Genomic DNA, 17,578 nt, shown 5'->3' on the forward strand with positions numbered 1-17,578 from the left:
CGAAGGGTATCTTCACTTAGGTCAGCCTCAGGTAATGGCGCCGGTGGCGCGGGAAAGGAAGTCCTGGATGCGACCACGTCGGATACGACCTCGGTGGAGCACGATCGCGGCAGTCATGTCGGTCATCACGGTGGTGATGGGCCTGGCCGGCTGCTCGGGTTCCGACGAGTCCGACGACCTGCTGATCTACAACGCCCAGCACGAGTCGCTGACCAAGGAATGGATCGACGCCTTCACCAAGGAGACCGGCATCAAGGTGTCCTACCGCCAGGGCGGCGACACCGAACTCGGCAATCAGCTGGTCGCCGAGGGTGACGCGTCGCCCGCCGACGTCTTCCTCACCGAGAACTCGCCCGCCATGGCCGCCGTCGAGCGTGCCGGGCTGTTCGCCGACCTGGGCCCCGACACGATCAAACAGGTGCCCGCGCAATACCGTCCGGCCACCGGCAAGTGGACCGGTGTCGCCGCGCGCTCGACGGTGTTCGTCTACAACAAGAGCCGGCTGCGCCCGGAGCAGCTGCCGAAGTCGCTGCTGGACCTGCAGCGGCCGGAATGGAAGGGCCGCTGGGGTGCCCCGCCGGCGAAGGCGGACTTCCAGGCCATCGTCTCGGCCCTGCTGCAGTTGAAGGGTGAGCCCGCCACCGCCGAATGGCTGGCCGGCATGAAGGCCAACGCGGTCATCTACAACGACAACATCGCGACGCTGAAAGCCGTCAACGCCGGTGAGGTCGACGGCGGCGTGATCTACCACTACTACTGGTTCCGCGACCAGTCGAAGACCAAGGAGATCAGCGGCAACACGGCGCTGCACTACTTCAAGAACCAGGACCCCGGCGCCTTCGTCAGCCTGTCCGGTGGCGGCGTGCTCGAGTCCAGCGACAAGAAGGATCAGGCGCAGCAGTTCGTCGCGTTCATCACGGGCAGGGCGGGCCAGGAGGTGCTCGAGAAGGGCACGTCGTTCGAGTACCCCGTCGCCAGTGGCGTGCCGGCGAATCCGGCTCTGCCGCCCCTGGATTCGCTGCAGGCGCCGGCGGTCGACCCGTCGACGCTCAACGCCCAGCAGGTGACCGACCTGATGACGAAGGCTGGCTTGTTGTAGGTGGTCGCCGCCGCTCCCCCCGTTCCCGCGCCGACAGCCCCGGTCTCGCGGCCTGAGCCCGCGGCACGGCCCGGGCCGCTGGTCGCCGCGACTGTCGTGGTCCTCGTCGCCGCAACCCTGATCCCGCTGGGTTACGTGGCGTGGGGCGCGATCTCGATCGGCTGGGACCGGGCGTACGAACTGGTGGTGCGCCCACGTGTCGGGGAGTTGCTCGTCAACACCGTCGCGCTGGTCGCGCTCACCGTCCCGCTGTGCGTGGTGCTCGGCGTCGGCGTGGCGTGGCTGGTGGAACGCACCGACCTGCCCGGCCGGGCCGTCTGGCGTCCGCTGTTCGTCGCGCCGCTTGCGGTGCCCGCGTTCGTCAACAGCTACGCCTGGGTCGGTGTCATCCCGTCGCTGCACGGGTTGTGGGCCGGGGTGCTGGTCACCACGCTGTCCTACTTCCCGTTCATGTACCTGCCCGCGGCCGCGACGCTGCGCCGCCTCGACCCGGCGGTCGAGGAATCCGCACGCGCACTGGGATCCGGTTCGGCCGGGGTGTTCTTCCGTGTGGTGCTCCCGCAGTTGCGGCTGGCGATCCTTGGCGGCGGGCTGCTCATCGCGGTACACCTGCTCGCCGAGTACGGCGCGTTCGCGATGGTGCGGTTCGACACCTTCACCGTCGCGATCTTCCAGCAGTTCCAGGTCACCTTCGACGGTGCGGCGGGCAGCATGCTGGCCGGGGTCCTGGTGTTGTTGTGCCTGACGTTCCTGGTGGCCGAGGCCGCCGCGCGCGGCGGTGCCCGCTACGCCCGCATCGGCTCCGGGGCCCCCCGCGAGATCGCGCCGATCCGGCTGCGGCGCAACGCCGTACCCGCGGAGTTGGCGCTCGCGGGGCTGGCGGTGCTCGCACTGGGTGTGCCGGTGTGGACCATCCTGCGGTGGTTGTGGATCGGGGGTACCGAGGTGTGGGAGTTCGGCGCCATCGGTGCCGCACTCGGCCAGACCATCGCGCTGGCCGGGATGGCGGCCGTGCTGACGACGGTGCTCGCGTTCCCCGTCGCGTGGGTGGCGGTGCGCTCCAGCGGATTCCTGGCGCGCGCGGTGGAGGGCGCCAACTACGTCACCAGCGCGCTGCCCGGAATCGTCACCGCACTCGCCCTGGTCACCGTGACCATCCACGTCGCCCGCCCGCTCTACCAGAGCCTGGCGCTGATCGTTTCCGCCTACGTGCTGTTGTTCATGCCGCGCGCGCTGGTCAATGTGCGCGCCGGCCTGGCGCAGGTTCCCCCCGGCCTGGAGGAGGCGTCGCGGTCGCTGGGCTGCTCGCCGACGGCGACGTTCCTGCGCGTCACGCTGCGCCTCACCGCACCCGCGGCCGCGGCGGGCGCATCGATGGTGTTCGTCGCGGTCGCCACCGAACTGACCGCCACGCTGCTGCTCGCGCCCACCGGCACCCGGACCTTGTCCATGCTGTTCTGGTCCTACGCCAGCGAACTCGACTACGCGGCCGCCGCACCGTACGCACTGGTGCTGGTGCTGCTCGCCGTCCCGGTGACGGTGCTCCTGCTCGCTCAGTCCACGAAGGTGGTGGCGCAGTGAGCGCCGTACTGGAGGCCCGCGGCCTGGCGAAGAGCTTCCACGGCAGCACGGTGCTCGACCACATCGACCTCGACCTCGCACCGGGCAGCCTCACCGCCATCGTCGGGGCCTCCGGATGCGGCAAGACCACCCTGCTGCGGCTCATCGCCGGATTCGAGGCCCCCGACGCGGGCACGATCACGATCGCCGGCCGACAGGTGGCGAGCGCGACGAGCGCGGTACCGCCGCACCGCCGCAGCGTCGGATACGTCGCCCAGGACGGCGCGCTGTTCCCCCACCTGACCGTGGGACAGAACATCGCCTACGGCCTGCCCGGATCGGCCCGCAGCGCCGCGGTACGCGCACGGGTGGCCGACCTCCTCGAAACCGTCGCGCTGGGCGGTGATTTCGCATCCCGCCGCCCGCACCAGCTCTCCGGTGGGCAGCAGCAGCGCGTCGCACTGGCCCGCGCGCTAGCACGCGAACCCGACCTGATGCTGCTCGACGAACCGTTCAGCGCGCTGGACACCGGGCTGCGGGCCACCACCCGCAAGGCCGTCGCCGGTCTGCTCGCCCGGGCCGGGGTGACCACTCTGCTGGTGACCCATGACCAGGAGGAGGCGTTGTCGATCGCCGATCAGGTGGCGGTCATGCGCGACGGCCGCTTCACCCAGGTCGGTACCCCCGAGCAGGTGTACCGGCAGCCGGCGAACCGATTCACCGCCGAATTCCTCGGTGACTGCATCACGCTGCCGTGCACGGTTACGGCCAACGTCGCCGACAGCGTGCTCGGACGCATCCCGGTCGCCGCCGCCGAGGACGGTCCGGCGACGCTGCTGCTGCGGCCCGAACAGCTTGTCGCGACGGTGGTTTCGGACAGCGGACAACTCGACGCCGTCGGCACCGTCGTGGCCACCGAGTTCCTCGGTCACGACGTGCTGGTGACGATCGACCCCACCGGCGACACGGGACCGATCGTCCTGCGTCAGCACAGTCTCGACCCACCCCCGATCGACGCCAAGGTGCGCATCGACGTCGTGGGCGGCGGAGTGGTCTTCCGGTGACCGGGGTGCTGGAAGCCCTGCGCGGACACGGCGACCGGATCGCGGTGCTGACCGAAACCGAGCAGGTGTCCTACACCGGCCTGGCCGACCGGGTGGCGGACGCCGCAGGCCGCCTCGGGGACACCCGTCGCCTGGTCCTGCTCGAAACCCGCAACGACCTCCCCACCCTGGTGCACTATCTCGCTGCGCTCGCCGGTGGCCACGTGGTGCTGCCCGTCCCCGCCGGACGCGACCACCATGAACTCGCCGCCACCTACGATCCCGACGTCGTCATCGGCGCCGATGGGCTTCGCCAACGTCGCCCGGGCAGCGCCCACTCGCTGCACGACGAGCTGGCGCTGTTGTTGTCGACGTCGGGCAGCACCGGTTCGCCGAAACTCGTCCGCCTGTCACGGCGCAACCTGATCAGCAACGCCACCGCGATCGCCGAATACCTGGACATCCGCGAAACCGACCGGGCCGCAACCACTCTGCCGATGTCCTACTGCTACGGCCTGTCGGTCATCCACAGCCACCTGCTGCGCGGCGCCGCGCTCATCCTCACCGAACTCTCCGTGGTCGACGACGACTTCTGGACGCTCTTCCGGCGCCACCGCGGCACCTCCTTCGCCGGTGTCCCCTACACGTTCGACCTGCTGGACCGCATCGGCTTCGCCACCATGGACCTGCCGGACCTGCGTTACCTCACCCAGGCCGGCGGGCGGCTGGCGCCGGAGCGGGTGCGGCGCTACGCCGAACTCGGCGCGGCCCGCGGCTGGCAGCTGTTCGTGATGTACGGCGCCACCGAGGCGACGGCCCGCATGGCCTACCTGCCGCCCGAGCTCGCCGCCGACCACCCCGGCTGCATCGGCCGGCCGATCCCCGGTGGTGCGTTCACGATCGAACCGCTCGACGGCTGGCCGGCCGACGATGCCGCCGGCGAACTCGTCTACCGCGGCGACAACGTGATGATGGGTTACGCGTACGGCTCCGCCGACCTGTCGCGCGGCAACGAGGTGGACGCGCTGCACACCGGCGACATCGCCCGCCGCAGGCCCGACGGCCTCTACGAGGTGATCGGCCGCAGCAGCAGGTTCGTCAAGATGTACGGCCTGCGCATCGACCTGCAGCGGATCGAGACGGCGCTGCGCGACCACGGCGTCGCCGCGCTGTGTACCGACCTCGACGAGCGCCTGGTCGTCGCCGCGACCGCACCCCACCGACCCGCCGAGGTGGCCCGGCTGGCCGCCGACGCCGCCGGCATCCCGTCGAGCGCCGTGCGCGCGGTGGTGGTCCCCGAGCTGCCGATGCTGTCGACCGGCAAGCCGGACTACCCGGCGGTGCGCGCGATGGCCGATCCGCTCGACGACGCCACAGCACAGGCCGAGGACCTGCGAACGGTGTTCGCCGACGTGCTGCACATGGACCGCGACGCCATCGATCCCGACGCCAGCTTCATCGACCTCGGCGGCAACTCACTGACCTACGTGGCGATGTCGGTGCGCTTGGAGCGCGCGCTGGGCCGGCTGCCCGCCGACTGGCAACGGCTGCCGCTGCGTGACCTGCAGGGCCGCACGGCGCCCCGGCGCCGGTGGATCGCGACGCTGGAGACGAGCGTCGCGCTGCGCGCCGTTGCGATCGTGCTGATCGTCGGCTCGCACGCCACGCTGTTCGAACTGTGGGGCGGCGCGCATGTGCTGCTGGGCATCGCCGGGTACAACTTCGGCCGGTTCTGCCTGACGCCGGTCCCGCGCAAGGACCGGGTGCGCCATCTGCGTTCGACCATCGCCTGGATCGCGATCCCCGCGGTGGTGTGGGTGGCCGTCGCGCTGGTGGTGACCGATGACTACTACCTGTCTAACCTGGTGCTGGCCAACAAGATCCTCGGTCCACACGACAGCATGACGGCCGGGCGCCTGTGGTTCGTCGAGGTTCTGGTGTGGATCCTCGTGGCGCTGGCCGCGCTGTGCTGGATACCGGCGGCCGATCGGGCCGAGCGACGGTGGCCGTTCGGGGTGGCGGCGCTGTTCCTGGTGGCGGGGCTGGCGTTGCGTTACGACGTGCTCGGCCTGGATCTCGGCCGCGACGCCTGGTTCACGATGCTGGCGTTCTGGTTCTTCGCGGCCGGGTGGGCGGCGGTGAAGGCCACCAACCCGTGGCAGCGCCTCGCCGTCACGATCGCCATCGCGGTCGGGCTGTACGGGTACTTCGACAACCCCAACCGCGAGGCGCTGGTACTCGCGGGCTTCCTGCTGCTGATCTGGCTGCCCGCCGTCCGCTTCCCCGCCCGGCTGACCGTCGTGGCCGGTGTGATCGCGGAGGCGTCGCTGTACACCTACCTGACGCACTTCCAGGTCTACGCGGTGTTCGAGGGCCACCCCGCGCTCGGCGTCGCCGCGTCGATCGCCGTCGGGGTGCTCCTCACGCAGGCGGTGACGCTGGTGCGTCGTCGGCTGCGTGAGCGCAAGCCGAGCGTCAGCTCGGTCGCGGTTCCCGCTCCGCGATGAGCCCCTCCTGGACCAGGGTCGCCGCGACGACCCCGTCGGTGCGGACGAGGCTCGCCGTGATGACGCCGCGCCCCCGGGCGGCCGCCGGCGAGGACGACTCGAGCAGGTTCCACGCGTCGGCGCGCACCGGCTGGTGAAACCACACCGACGAATCGGTGGTGCCGCTGCGGTGGGTGCGCGCCCGCATCGAATGGCCGTGCACCTGCAGGGCGGGGTCGATCATGTAGAGGTCGGTGACGTATACCGCGATCAGCGTGTGCAGGAGCGGGTCGTCGGGCAGCGCGGCCGTGGCGCGCCACCACAGCCTGCGCACGAACTCCTCACCCGTGCCGTCGTCGGCGACGCGGATGTCGAGTTCGTCGAGCGGCACCGACGGTGCGGGCCCGGGCGGCCCGGTCCGGTCGAGGGCGTCAGGAGCGACAGAGGGCAGCGGGTGGCGGCCGTGTTCGGGGCCGGCCATCGGCGCCGCGAACGACACCGTCGCGGTCGTCAGCAGCCGCCCGTGCTGGCGGGAGTCCACCCGGCGCGCCGCGGTGGTGCGGCCGTCGTAGGTCGCCGTCACGTCGTAGTCGACCGCGTCGCCCGCCTCCCCGCCGCGCAGGAACTGCAGGTGCATGTTGGTCGGCAGACGGTCGGCGTCGACGGTGCGGGCGGCCGCGGCCAGGCTCTGCCCGGCGAACTGACCGCCGTACGCCCGCTTGCCCTCCGGTCCGCTCGGCGCACCGACGAAGGTGTCCGCACTTCGCCCCGCCGCGACGTCGAGCAGTTCGAGTAGTCGGCTCATGCGTCCGATCCCGTTGCCACCGAACCGGATCGGGTGAGCCGGTCGATCTCCTCGGCGGAGATGCCGAGCCACTCGCTGAGCACCGCCGCGGTGTCGTCTCCGAGGGCCGGGGCGGCGACGGCGGGTGGGTAGGCGCCGCCGAATGCGATCGGCAGTCCGGCGGCCAGGTGGCGGCCGACGCGCGGCTGGTCGAGTTCGGTGAACAGCGGGTTGCGGGTGACCCGGTCGCTCGCGGCCACCTCGGCGAAGCTGCGGTAGCGCTCCCACAGCACCGACGTGCCGGACAGGGCGCGGGCGACCTCGTCGGCGGTGTGGCTGCTGAACCACACGGTGAACAGCCCGGTGAGCGCGTCGCGGTGCCGGTAGCGCTCGCCCTCGTCGGTCAGGTCGGCCCCGAGCGCCTCACCAAGGGCCGCAACGGCATTGGTGGTTCCGGTGATCTCGGCGAGGTCACGGAAGTGCCGGTTGGTCAGCGCGACCACCATGAAGGCGGCGCCGTCGCTGCTGACGAAGTTCTGGCCGTAGGTGCCGTAGAGCGAATTGCCCACGCGCGGACGGGTTTCACCGTTCACCATCGCCTCGGTGAGCAGCGCCAGGTTGCCCGCGGTGGCCAGCGCCACATTCTCCAGGGGGATGCTGATCCGCGCGCCGGCACCGCCGGCGTCGCGGTGGCGCAGGGCGGCGGTGACCGCCAGTGCCACGTAGAGCCCGCACGACACGTCCCACGCCGGCAAGACGTGGTTGACCGGTGTGGCGAGTTCGGCCGGGCCGGTCACCAGGGGGAAACCCGTTGCGGCGTTGACGGTGTAGTCGACCGCGGTGCCGCCGTCGGCGCGGCCGGACACCTCGACGTGGATCAGATCGGGCCGGTGCTCGACCAGGGTGTCGTACGAATGCCATTGCCGCCCCGCAACGTTGGTGATGAGCACCCCGGCGTCGGCGATCAGCCGGGTCACCAGGTCCTGCCCCGCGGCGGATCGCATGTCCACCGCGACCGAACGCTTGCCCTTGTTCAGCCCGGCCCAGTAGATGCTGTCACCGGCGTCGGTGACCGGCCAGCGCCGGTAGTCGGCCGCCCCGCCGATCGGGTCGACGCGGATGACCTCGGCCCCCAGCTGTGTGAGCGTCATACCCGCCAACGGGACGGCGACGAAGCTGGAGATCTCGACGATGCGCACACCGGCGAGCGGCCGGACCGGATCCGTTGGCTGCATCCGCTCAAGTTAGCAAGCAGTCAGCCGCTCGCCGTGCGGGCCAGCTTGATGGCGGCCGCCTCGATGGTGTCCTCGCTCAGCAGCACCTGCAGCGCAGCGTCGCCGAGCGGGATGAAGCTGTCGCGGCTGGCGACGCGGTCGACCCGGCCGGTGTAGCCGTGGGCGAGCAGTGCGGCGAGCACGCCTTCGCCGACGCCGCCGGTCTCCCGGGTCTCGTCGACGATGAGCACCCGCCCCGTGGCGAGGGCTTCGCGCAGCATGTCCTCGACCGGCAGCGGCGCCAGCCAGCGCAGGTCGACGACGCGGGTGGCGATGTGCATGCTCGCGAGCCGCTCGGCCACCCGAAGACTCATCCACAGCCCGTTGCCGAAGGTGAGGATCGTCAGGTCGGCGCCGTCACCGTAGGTGCGCGCCCGGCCGATCGGGGCGGTCACACCCGACAGCGGCGCGAGCCACTGCTCGTCGCCGTCGGTGTGCAGATCCTTGGTGTGGTACAGCGCGATCGGCTCCAGGTACAGGCACACCGCACCCGCGCTCTTCGCCGCGGCCACGCAGGACTGCATCATCGCCGCGGCGTCGTCCGGGCGTGCCGGGGACGCGATCACGACACCGGGGATGTCGCGCATCGCCGCGATCGAGTTGTCGTTGTGGAAGTGCCCGCCGAAGCCCTTCTGGTATCCGTAGCCGGCGACGCGTACCACCATCGGGTTGCGGTACTGGCGATCGGCGAAGAACTGCAGTGTGGCCGCCTCACCACGGATCTGGTCGGCGGCGTTGTGGAAGTACGCCAGGTACTGGATCTCCGGGATAGGCAACAGGCCCGACACTCCGGCGCCCAGAGCGAGTCCGAGGATGGCCTGCTCGTCGAGCAGCGTGTCGAACACCCGCGCCTGACCGCACTTCTGCTGCAGGCCGCGGGTGACCCCGTACACGCCGCCCTTGCGGGCCACGTCCTCGCCGAAGACCAGCGTCTCCGGGTGGCGGGCCAGCGTGTCGCCGAGGGCGCGGTTGATGGCCTGCGCCACCGTCATCGGTGCGGCGTCGGTGGCGGGATACGGTGCGGCCGAGGCGGCGACCGCCTCGTCGAGGGTGTCGCGCAGCGGGCGCAACACAGCGTCGGCGCTGTCGAGCTGGGGCAGCTCGGCGACGTCCCGGGCCATGTCGAGTACCTGGCCGCGGGTGGCCTCGTAGCGCTCCAGCACCTCCTCGGGCGACAGGATTCCTTCGGCGACAAGCATTCTCGCGGTGTTCAGCACTGGGTCGCGGTCGAAGTCGGCGAGGATCTCGTCCGGTCGGCGGTAGGCCGGTTCGTAGTCGGACCCGGCGTGGCCCATCAGCCGCACGGTGGACAGGTGCAGGAAGGCGGGGCGGCGCTGTGCGCGCACCCAGGCCGCCGCCGCGCGGGCCGTCTCCAAGCTGGCGACCAGGTCGGATCCGTCGGCGGCGAAGTACTCGAGGCCTTCACGGTGGGCGTAGGTGCGCGCAACCCACCCGCGGGGGGTCCTGGTGGAGATCCCGATGCCGTTGTCCTCGCAGACGAACAGCAGTGGCATCGGCATGCCCTGGTAGGCGGTGTGCATGGCGGTGTTGAGCGCCCCGACCGCGGTGGAGTGGTTGACCGAGGCGTCGCCGAAGCTGCACACCGTGACCGCGTCGTCCGGCCATCGGCAGGGCACGTCGAGTTTGCGGGCACGGGCGGTCGAGAAGGCCACCCCGACCGCGCGCGGCAGATGGGAGGCGATCGTGCTGGTCTGCGGGATGATGTTGAGGTCCGCCCGACCGAACACCTTGTGCCTGCCACCGGAGATCGGTTCCTCGGTGGCCGCGACGAGGCCGAGCAGCACATCGCGCAGCGCTGTGGACAGTCCGTCGTCGACCTGCTGGGCGCGGGCGAGGAAGAAGCCGCCCGAGCGGTAGTGCAGCAGGGCCGGGTCGGTCGGCCGCAGCGCCGCCGCCACCGCCGCGTTGCTCTCGTGCCCCGACGACCCGATCGTGTAGTAGCCGCGGCCGTGGGCCCGCAGCCACCGGGCGGCCAGGTCGAGGTGGCGGCTGCCGAGCGCGGCGTCGAACACCGCGAGCGCGTCGCGCACCGTGACCGTGGATCCGTCGCGGACCGCGTCGTCACCACCCCGGCGCGAGTCGGTCGTGCGGGACAGGGCCGAGATCGTCGTCGTGAAGTGTTCGTCGACGGCTTCACGTTTCGTGCTGGCCACCGGGCCTCCTGAAGTAGCGCCGTACCGTCAGCGGAAGGCGGACATTCCCGTCAACGCCTGGCCGATGATCAGAGTATGCATCTCGCTGGTGCCCTCGTAGGTGAGCACCGATTCGAGGTTGTTGGCGTGGCGCATCACCGGATACTCCGAGGTGATGCCGCTGGCGCCGAGGATGGTGCGCGCCGTGCGGGCGATCGTCAGCGCCTCGCGGACACTGTTGAGCTTGCCGAGGCTGACCTGGTGCCCGGCGATGTCGCCGGCGTCCTTGCGCCGGCCCAGGTGCAGCGCGAGCAGCACACCCTTGCCGTACTCGAGGGTCATGTCCGCGAGCTTCTGCTGGGTGAGCTGGAATTCCGCGATCGCCCGGTCGAACTGCCGCCGTGAGCGCGAGTAGTCCAGCGCGGTCTCCAGGCAGTCGCGGGCGGCGCCGAGTGCGCCGAACACGATGCCGAACCGGGCCTCGTTCAGACAGCTCAGCGGCGCCCGCAGGCTGGTGGCGCCGGGCAGCCTTGCGCTGTCGGGCAGCCGCACGTCCTCGAGCACCAGTTCACTGGTGACCGACGCGCGCAGCGACATCTTCGACTTGATGGTGTGTGCGCTGAACCCGGGGGTGTCGGTGGGGACGGCGAAGCCGCGCACACCGTCTTCGCTGCGCGCCCACACGACCGCGACGTCGGCGACCGAACCGTTGGTGATCCACATCTTCGCGCCGTTGAGGATCCAGTCGTCCCCGTCGCGGGTGGCGCGGGTGCGCATCCCGGCGGGATCTGACCCGTGGTCGGGTTCGGTCAGCCCGAAGCAGCCGATGGCGGTGCCTGCCGCCATCCGCGGCAACCACTGCTGCTTCTGATCTTCGCTGCCGAAGGCGTAGATGGCGTACATCGCCAGCGAGCCCTGCACGCTGACCAGTGACCGGATGCCGGAGTCGCCGGCCTCCAGCTCGAGGCAGGCCAGGCCGTAGGCGACGGCGGAGGTGCCCGCACAGCCGTAGCCCTCGAGATGCATCCCGAGCAGGCCGAGATCGCCGAGCTCGCGGGCCAGTTCGCGGGCGGGCAGCTCGCCGTTCTCGTACCAGGTGGCGATCTCCGGGGCGATCCGGCGCTTGACGAGCGAGCGCACGCTGTCGCGGATCTGGCGCTCCTCCTCGCTGAGCAGCGCGTCGATCCCGACCAGCGCGTCGGGCGACATCGGTTCGGTCACGGTGCGGGACAAGGGATCTCCTCGGGTGTCAGCAGCAGCCGGTGCTGCGGGTGGCGGGGGCGGGTAGCCGCGCGGGCTGGGCGGTGGGGTGCTTCCAGGTGACCGCCCGGCTCGGCGGCGGCGTCTGCTGGCTGCGGGTCTCGACGAGCGCGACCCCGTCGACGAGGACGGTGGCGATGCCGGGAAGGTCACCGAGGGCGAAGCATTCGAGTGCGTCGGTGGCGACCGATCCGGTGATCGGCCCGAGCACGAGAAGGTCGGCCGGCCTGCCCTCGGCCAGCAGCCCGGTGTCCAGTCCGTGCGCGCGGGCGGTCTGGCCGGTGGCGGCGGCGACCGCGGCGACCGGGTCGAGCCCGCACACCGACGCGAGGTAGCAGATGTTGCGCAGCATGCCGCGCGGGATGACGCCGGTGCCGCCGGGGGTGTCGGTGCCCAGGGTGAGGCGGTGCACCTGGTTGTGCTCCGTCAGCTGTTCGGCGACGAACTTGGTGGCGCGGTAGTTGTTCGAACTGCACACCTCCACGTACGCCGACGGCAGGTCGGCGATGATCGCGGCGATGTCGGCGTCGGGTGCGGGGATGGGCCCGCCGGAGATGTGGCCGACGATGTCGGGCCGGACGGCCAGCACGACGTCGCTGCCCGCCACCCGGCTCGACCCCGAGCGGGAGACGCCGCCCGAGTGCATCTTGACGGTCATGCCGCGGTCGTGGGCCCATTGCATGTAGCGCTGGGCTTCCCCGTCGCCCAGCCGGTTCCAGTCGTAGAAGATGAACTTGAGCTGGTCGATGCCCTCGGCGTGGGCGCGGTCGAAGTGTTCCTCGGTCATGCCGGGGACGAGCAGCACCGTGCCGGCGTTGACCTTCACACCCGACGGCCGCATCCGGCCGGTGGTGTGCTTGGACGTGATCGCGATCGACAGCACGAGTTCCGGGGTGAGGGCGTCGAACGCCAGGCCCGGGATGTGCAGTTCTCCGGCGGAGACCATCGACGTGGTGCCGCCGTGCAGGTAGTTGCCGATCCATCCGATCGCGTCCTGCGCGGGCGTCCACTCGCCGAACGTCGGATGGACGTGGCCGTCGACCAGGCCCGGCATGACGGTGAGGCCGCCGGCCGAGAGCACCTGGTCCGGGGCGGGGTGGTCGGTTCCGATGCCGGTGATCACCCCGTCTTCGATGACGACGGTGGTGTCGCGCAGCGGGGCGAGGGCGGGGTCGCCGTGGATCAGCAGCCCGATGTCCTCCACGAGCAGTGTCGTCACGGCACCTCCTTACATTGGATTTTGTATACATTATCGGACCGCGCGGATCGGGGAAAGGCGGTCCACACCATCGGCACGACGAAGACGACCGCAACGACGATCGCCGCGCCCGCGAGGTTCATCGCGAGCCGCACCCCGCCCTCGTACCACGGGAACCAGTGCGGGTATTCGCTGACCACGAGCAGAACGGGCGGCCCGGTGACCGCCCACCACGTGTAGTTCACCGGCCGCAGAGCGACCGCCAGCAGGAACAGCAGCACCGTCACCGCGACCGCGACGGGCACCGCCGGGTGCGCGCCGAGCAGAACCGCGGCGAGCACGGCCCCGGCGGTGTTACCGCACAGCCGTTGCACCAGCCGGGTGCGGGTGGCCGGCCGGCCCGGCTGGATGGTGAGCAGCACGCTCGTCACCAGCCAGTGCCCGCCCACGAGATCGTCGGGCAGCCGGTCGGCAACAACCACGGCCACGGCGACGGCGGCGGCCACCCGGGCGGCGTGGGCGCGGTCCAGCACCCGCACCGCCGGCGCCTGCGGCTCGTCGCGGGGCCGATCCCGTTGTTCCGCAATCACCTTCGCGCCGGCCCACCACACCGTCCATGCGCCGAACACCGTGGCTGCCCCGATCGCGTAGGCGGGCAGATCGGCGATCGTCGGGTGCGCGCCGGCGTCGACCGCGATCAACACGACCGCGAGTCCGGCGGTCGCGCCGACACGATCGATCAACGCACCGGAGACCGCGGCGCCCACCGTCACCACGGCCAGGAGGGCGGGACGATCGACGGAGGCGACGACGAGGGCACCGCCGGCGAGCACCGCGGTCGCTCGCGCCGACATGGTCGCCAGCGCCGCACGCCCGGTCGTGGGCAGCGACGGGACGGCGGTGAGCACGAAGCCAAGCGCGAGCGCCGACCCGAGCTCGGGCCTGCCCCAGAGCTGCGGAACGACCAGCAGCAGCCCGAGGGCGCCGGCCAGCGCCGCGGCCATGCCCCACCTGCTGCGTCCCACCGGCCGCAGCAGCGCCGGCAGCGCGGCGCCGGTCCGCATCAGTCCGGCGGGTTGGCCGCGTCCAGCACGGCCTGCACGATGCCCTGGTAACCGGTGCAGCGACAGATGTTGCCCGACAACGCTTCCCGCACCGATTCCTCGGTGAGCGGTTTGTCGGCGTCGGTGTCGCGCAGCAACTCCACGGCGGTGACCAGGAAGCCCGGTGTGCAGAAGCCGCATTGCAGTCCACCGCGTTCGCTGAACGCCTCGCGCAGCCGGGCAGTCTCCTCGAACACCTCCAGCCCCTCGACGGTGTCGACGCGCGCGCCGTCGACCTGCGCGGCCAGTGTCAGGCAGGCCCTGGCGCTGCGGCCGTCGACGAATACGGTGCAGGCTCCGCACACCCCGTGCTCACATCCCAGATGCGTTCCGGTGAGGCCGAGTTCGTCGCGCAGGAAATCGGCGAGGGTGAGCCGCGGCGGCACCGACCGGGACACCGGCCTGCCGTTGACGGTGACCGACACGGCGACGGCCGCGGGACTCTCAGACATGGGCGGCCTCCTGTTCTCGCGCGGCCCGACCGGTGGCGGCGGTGAGTGCCTCGGTGAGCGCTTCGGCGCACAGCCGCCGCACATAGTCGATGTCCTCGGCCGCCGGTTCCGTGCGTGCCGACCACGCGTGCGCGAGGTCTCGCCACAGTGCCGGCGTCGGGCGCGCTCCTACGGCCTCTGCGCCGACGAACAGCAGCGGCCGGTCGGCGGCGCTGAGCACTGCCGCGCGCACCGCGTCCACGGTCCCGTCGGGGGCCAGGGTGAGCAGACACCCCGCCCCGGCGAGCCCGTAATCGCCGTGCTGCGGGGCGTATTCGGCGAAACCCCAGCCCTGGCCGGGCCGTATCGCCGGCACCGAGATCCAGGTCAGCATCTCGTGGGATTCCAGCCCGTTGGTGTAGAAGGAGACGAACATGTCCTCGGCGGCGACCTGCCTGCGCCCGGAGACCGCGGACTCGACGTGGAACGTCGCGCCGAGAACGAGTGTGGCCAGGGGCATCTCGGCGGCGGGATCGGCGTGGGCGATCGACCCGCCGATGGTGCCCCGGTTGCGGATGCCGACGTGGCCGATGTAGCGGGCCGCGTCGGCGAGCAGCGGTGCGCGCGCGGCGACCAGCGGGTCGACCTCGACGGTGCGGTGGGTGACCAGCGCGCCGAGGATGAGATCGTCGGTGTCGTCGAAGATCCGGGTGAGCTCGGTCAGCCGGCCGATGTCGATGACCGCCGACGGCCGGGCCAGCCGCAGGTTCATCAGGGTCAACAGCGACTGCCCGCCCGCCAGCAGTTTCGCGTCGGGGTGGGCGGCCAGCAGGTCGAGCGCCTCGGCCACCGAACCGGGCCGGCGATAGGCGAATTCGGCGGGCTTCACGAGGCCGCCCCGGCCAGCGCGCGGCACAGGTCGCCAGGGCGGATCGGCGTGCTGTCGACGTGGACGGCGCCACAAAGCGCGTCGTCGACCGCACCGGCCACCGCGGCGTAGACGGCGATCGTGCCGCTCTCCCCCGCACCGCGTACGCCGATCGGGTTGACCGGGGTGTCGACGTGGAGGTGTTCGACGGCCACGCGCGGCACGTCGGTCGACAGCGGCAGATGGTAGGCCGCGAACGTGGTCGAGAGCGGCTGACCCGCGTCGGAGTACCGCCACTGCTCGAACAGCGCACCGCCCAGCCCCTGGGCCACACCGCCGACGATCTGGCCTTCGACGATGCGGGGGTTGATCTCGCGGCCACCCTCGTGGGACACCGCGTAGCGCAACACCTTCACCAGGCCGGTGCGCCGGTGCACGCCGACGATCGCGGCGTGTACGCCCATCGTCCACGTCACGGTCTCGACCCGGAACACCGCGGTGACGTCGAGGGCCGCACCGCTCTCGGCGTCCCCGCCGACCGCCCTGGCGCGCGCGATCTCCAGCCAGCTCAGCATGCGTCGCCCGGCGCGGAACACGCCGTGCGCGTAGTCGATCGGGCCGTCCACGCCGAGCAGTCGCCGGACGTGCTCCATCGCGGCGTCGACGAGTTTCCCGGCCGCCTCGTGCACCGCGGAGCCGGCCAGGATCGCCGAACGGCTGGCGAACGTGCCGACCCCCTCGGGCAGCCGCTCGGTGTCGGCGGGTACGTAGCGCACGCACTCCATCGGCACGCCCAGCGCCTCGGCCGCCACCTGCGCGAAGACGGTCTCGTGGCCCTGTCCTGCGGCGGCCGCGCCCGCGGTGACCTCGAATCCGCCGTCGGAGAGCAGCCGGATGCGCGCGGTCTCGTGCGGTCCGCGGCCGGTGGCCTCCAGATACGACGACAGCCCGTAGCCGATGAGGTGGTCGGGGTGTTCGGCGGCGCACCGCTCGATCTCGTTGCGCGGCAGCAGGTTCGACACCGAGTCCAGGCAGGCGCGGTAGTCGCCGCCGTCGAAGGAGATCGGCACGCCGTCGCGGTACGGCAGCGGACGGGAGTAGGGCAGGTCGGCGGCGGTGAGCAGGTTGCGCCGCCGGATCTCCTCGGTGCTCAGCCCGATCTTGCGGGCGGCGGCGTCGAGGGTGCGCTCGAGGGCGAAGGTCGCCTCGGGCCTGCCCGCCCCGCGGTACTGCGCGGTGAGGGTTTTGTTGGTCAGCGCGGCGCGCCCGGTGATGTGGGCGGCCGGAACGCGGTACGGGCCGAGTAGGTGGATCGCGGTGTTGGCGACGATGCCCGCCACCCAGAGGCTGCCGGCGCCGATGTCGGCGATGAACGAGTCCTCCCAGGCCAGGATGTGGCCGTCGGCGTCGAGGGCCATGCGGGTGTGGTGGACCTGATCGCGCGCCTGGGCGCTGGCGATCAGGTGTTCCTGCCTGTCCTCCACCCAGATGACCGGGACGCCGGTGTGGCGGGCCAGTACGGCCAGCGCGATCTCCTCGGCGTAGACGTTGGCCTTGGTGCCGAAACCGCCGCCGACATCGGGCACCGCGACCGTGATGTCCTGCGGCGTCCAGCCCGTCACGGCACAGATCGCGTCGCGCACCGTGTGCGGGATCTGCGTCGAGGTCCACAGCTCCACCCGCTGCCGCTGGGCGTCGAACGCCGCACGCACGCCCCGGCCCTCGAGCGGGATCGCGCCGTGGCGGTTCATCCGGTAGGTGCCCTCGACGACGTGCTCGGCGCCGGCGAAGGCATGTTCGGGTGCACCGAACGAGAACTCCAGGCGCGCAGCCTCATTGCCGCCCAGGTGGCCGAACAGCACAGGGCTGTCGGGACCGAGGGCGGCCACCGGATCGGTGACGGCGGGCAGGGGCGCGTAGTCGATGGCGACCGCTTCCAGCGCGTCCTCGGCGCGGTAGCGGTCCTCGGCCACCAGCACCGCGATCGGTTGGCCGATGTAGTGCACCGTGTCGGCGGCCAGCACCGGCAGGCGCTGGTCGGCCAGGAAACAGTTCGTCGCCGCGGTGAACTCCGGGTTGGGGGTGGTCAGGGCCGGGATCGACGCGCCCGTCAGCCCGAGATCGGCCGCGGTGTAGACGCCGAGCACACCGAGCATGCGCGCCGCCGCGGCGGTGTCGATGTGGTGGATGCGGGCGTGCGCCTCACTGGACCGCACGAAGACCGCGTGGTGGGCGCCCGCCGCCCGGTCGGCGAGGAACCGGCCGCGTCCCGCGAGCATCCGATCGTCCTCACGCCGCCGCACCGAGCTGCCGATGTAC

General features: G+C 71.5%; 13 protein-coding genes. 4 read left to right on the forward strand and 9 right to left on the reverse strand.

From position 1 onward, the window contains the following. Positions 1-82: 82 nt before the first annotated feature. From G6N30_RS11345 to G6N30_RS11360, 4 genes are read left to right on the forward strand one after another with little or no spacing between them, the layout of a single operon-like run. Positions 83-1,099 carry an iron ABC transporter substrate-binding protein gene (locus G6N30_RS11345; RefSeq protein ID WP_134055169.1) on the forward strand — a complete coding sequence of 339 codons (1,017 nt, stop codon included), beginning with the start codon at positions 83-85 and terminating at the stop codon, positions 1,097-1,099. After that, positions 1,100-2,680: an ABC transporter permease gene (locus G6N30_RS11350; protein ID WP_134052825.1), complete on the forward strand. Its 1,581-nt coding sequence runs from the start codon at positions 1,100-1,102 to the stop codon at positions 2,678-2,680. Continuing rightward, entirely contained in the window at positions 2,677-3,723 is a 1,047-nt protein-coding gene (locus G6N30_RS11355; RefSeq protein ID WP_134052827.1) for an ABC transporter ATP-binding protein, read from the forward strand. Before G6N30_RS11350 ends, G6N30_RS11355 begins: the two co-directional genes overlap by 4 nt. Further along, positions 3,720-6,209, forward strand: a complete 2,490-nt coding sequence (locus tag G6N30_RS11360) for an AMP-binding protein (protein WP_134052829.1) — start codon at positions 3,720-3,722, stop codon at positions 6,207-6,209. Before G6N30_RS11355 ends, G6N30_RS11360 begins: the two co-directional genes overlap by 4 nt. Here the strand turns inward: G6N30_RS11360 and G6N30_RS11365 are convergent. From G6N30_RS11365 to G6N30_RS11405, 9 genes are all read right to left on the reverse strand, one after another. Next, the gene (locus tag G6N30_RS11365) at positions 6,178-6,993 is read right to left on the reverse strand and encodes an acyl-CoA thioesterase (protein WP_134052831.1); all 816 of its coding nucleotides are present in this window, start codon (positions 6,991-6,993) and stop codon (positions 6,178-6,180) included. The two genes, G6N30_RS11360 and G6N30_RS11365, sit on opposite strands and share 32 nt — an antisense overlap. After that, positions 6,990-8,207 carry a CoA transferase gene (locus tag G6N30_RS11370; RefSeq protein WP_134052833.1) on the reverse strand — a complete coding sequence of 406 codons (1,218 nt, stop codon included), beginning with the start codon at positions 8,205-8,207 and terminating at the stop codon, positions 6,990-6,992. Before G6N30_RS11370 ends, G6N30_RS11365 begins: the two co-directional genes overlap by 4 nt. A gap of 20 nt (positions 8,208-8,227) precedes the next feature. After that, on the reverse strand, positions 8,228-10,297 hold the full coding sequence (locus G6N30_RS11375) for a thiamine pyrophosphate-dependent enzyme (protein ID WP_407664747.1): 2,070 nt from the start codon (positions 10,295-10,297) through the stop codon (positions 8,228-8,230). Positions 10,298-10,447: 150 nt separating this feature from the next. Then, entirely contained in the window at positions 10,448-11,608 is a 1,161-nt protein-coding gene (locus G6N30_RS11380) for an acyl-CoA dehydrogenase family protein (protein ID WP_134055171.1), read from the reverse strand. A 40-nt stretch (positions 11,609-11,648) separates the two neighbouring features. After that, positions 11,649-12,878: an amidohydrolase family protein gene (locus tag G6N30_RS11385; RefSeq protein WP_134052837.1), complete on the reverse strand. Its 1,230-nt coding sequence runs from the start codon at positions 12,876-12,878 to the stop codon at positions 11,649-11,651. After that, complete coding sequence (locus G6N30_RS11390; RefSeq protein WP_134052839.1) at positions 12,875-13,921, reverse strand: FUSC family protein; 1,047 nt, start codon at positions 13,919-13,921, stop codon at positions 12,875-12,877. Before G6N30_RS11390 ends, G6N30_RS11385 begins: the two co-directional genes overlap by 4 nt. Next, positions 13,921-14,412, reverse strand: a complete 492-nt coding sequence (locus G6N30_RS11395; RefSeq protein WP_134052841.1) for a (2Fe-2S)-binding protein — start codon at positions 14,410-14,412, stop codon at positions 13,921-13,923. Before G6N30_RS11395 ends, G6N30_RS11390 begins: the two co-directional genes overlap by 1 nt. Further along, entirely contained in the window at positions 14,405-15,280 is an 876-nt protein-coding gene (locus tag G6N30_RS11400; protein ID WP_134052843.1) for an FAD binding domain-containing protein, read from the reverse strand. Before G6N30_RS11400 ends, G6N30_RS11395 begins: the two co-directional genes overlap by 8 nt. Next, a complete protein-coding gene (locus G6N30_RS11405; protein ID WP_134052845.1) occupies positions 15,277-17,538 on the reverse strand; it encodes a xanthine dehydrogenase family protein molybdopterin-binding subunit in 2,262 nt (753 codons plus the stop codon). The genes G6N30_RS11400 and G6N30_RS11405 overlap by 4 nt, the downstream gene beginning before the upstream one ends. Between the last annotated feature and the right edge of the window lie 40 nt (positions 17,539-17,578).

The sequence above is a fragment of the Mycolicibacterium litorale genome (assembly GCF_010731695.1).
Taxonomy (GTDB): Bacteria; Actinomycetota; Actinomycetes; order Mycobacteriales; family Mycobacteriaceae; genus Mycobacterium; species Mycobacterium litorale.

Excerpts from the sequence above, each read along its gene's own strand:
- G6N30_RS11380 (WP_134055171.1), bottom strand. The coding sequence starts at position 11,608 with ATGTCGCCCGACGCGCTGGTCGGGATCGACGCGCTGCTCAGCGAGGAG.
- G6N30_RS11405 (WP_134052845.1), bottom strand. The coding sequence starts at position 17,538 with ATGCTCGCGGGACGCGGCCGGTTCCTCGCCGACCGGGCGGCGGGCGCC.
- G6N30_RS11390 (WP_134052839.1), bottom strand. The coding sequence starts at position 13,921 with ATGCGGACCGGCGCCGCGCTGCCGGCGCTGCTGCGGCCGGTGGGACGC.
- G6N30_RS11370 (WP_134052833.1), bottom strand. The coding sequence starts at position 8,207 with ATGCAGCCAACGGATCCGGTCCGGCCGCTCGCCGGTGTGCGCATCGTC.
- G6N30_RS11395 (WP_134052841.1), bottom strand. The coding sequence starts at position 14,412 with ATGTCTGAGAGTCCCGCGGCCGTCGCCGTGTCGGTCACCGTCAACGGC.
- G6N30_RS11365 (WP_134052831.1), bottom strand. The coding sequence starts at position 6,993 with ATGAGCCGACTACTCGAACTGCTCGACGTCGCGGCGGGGCGAAGTGCG.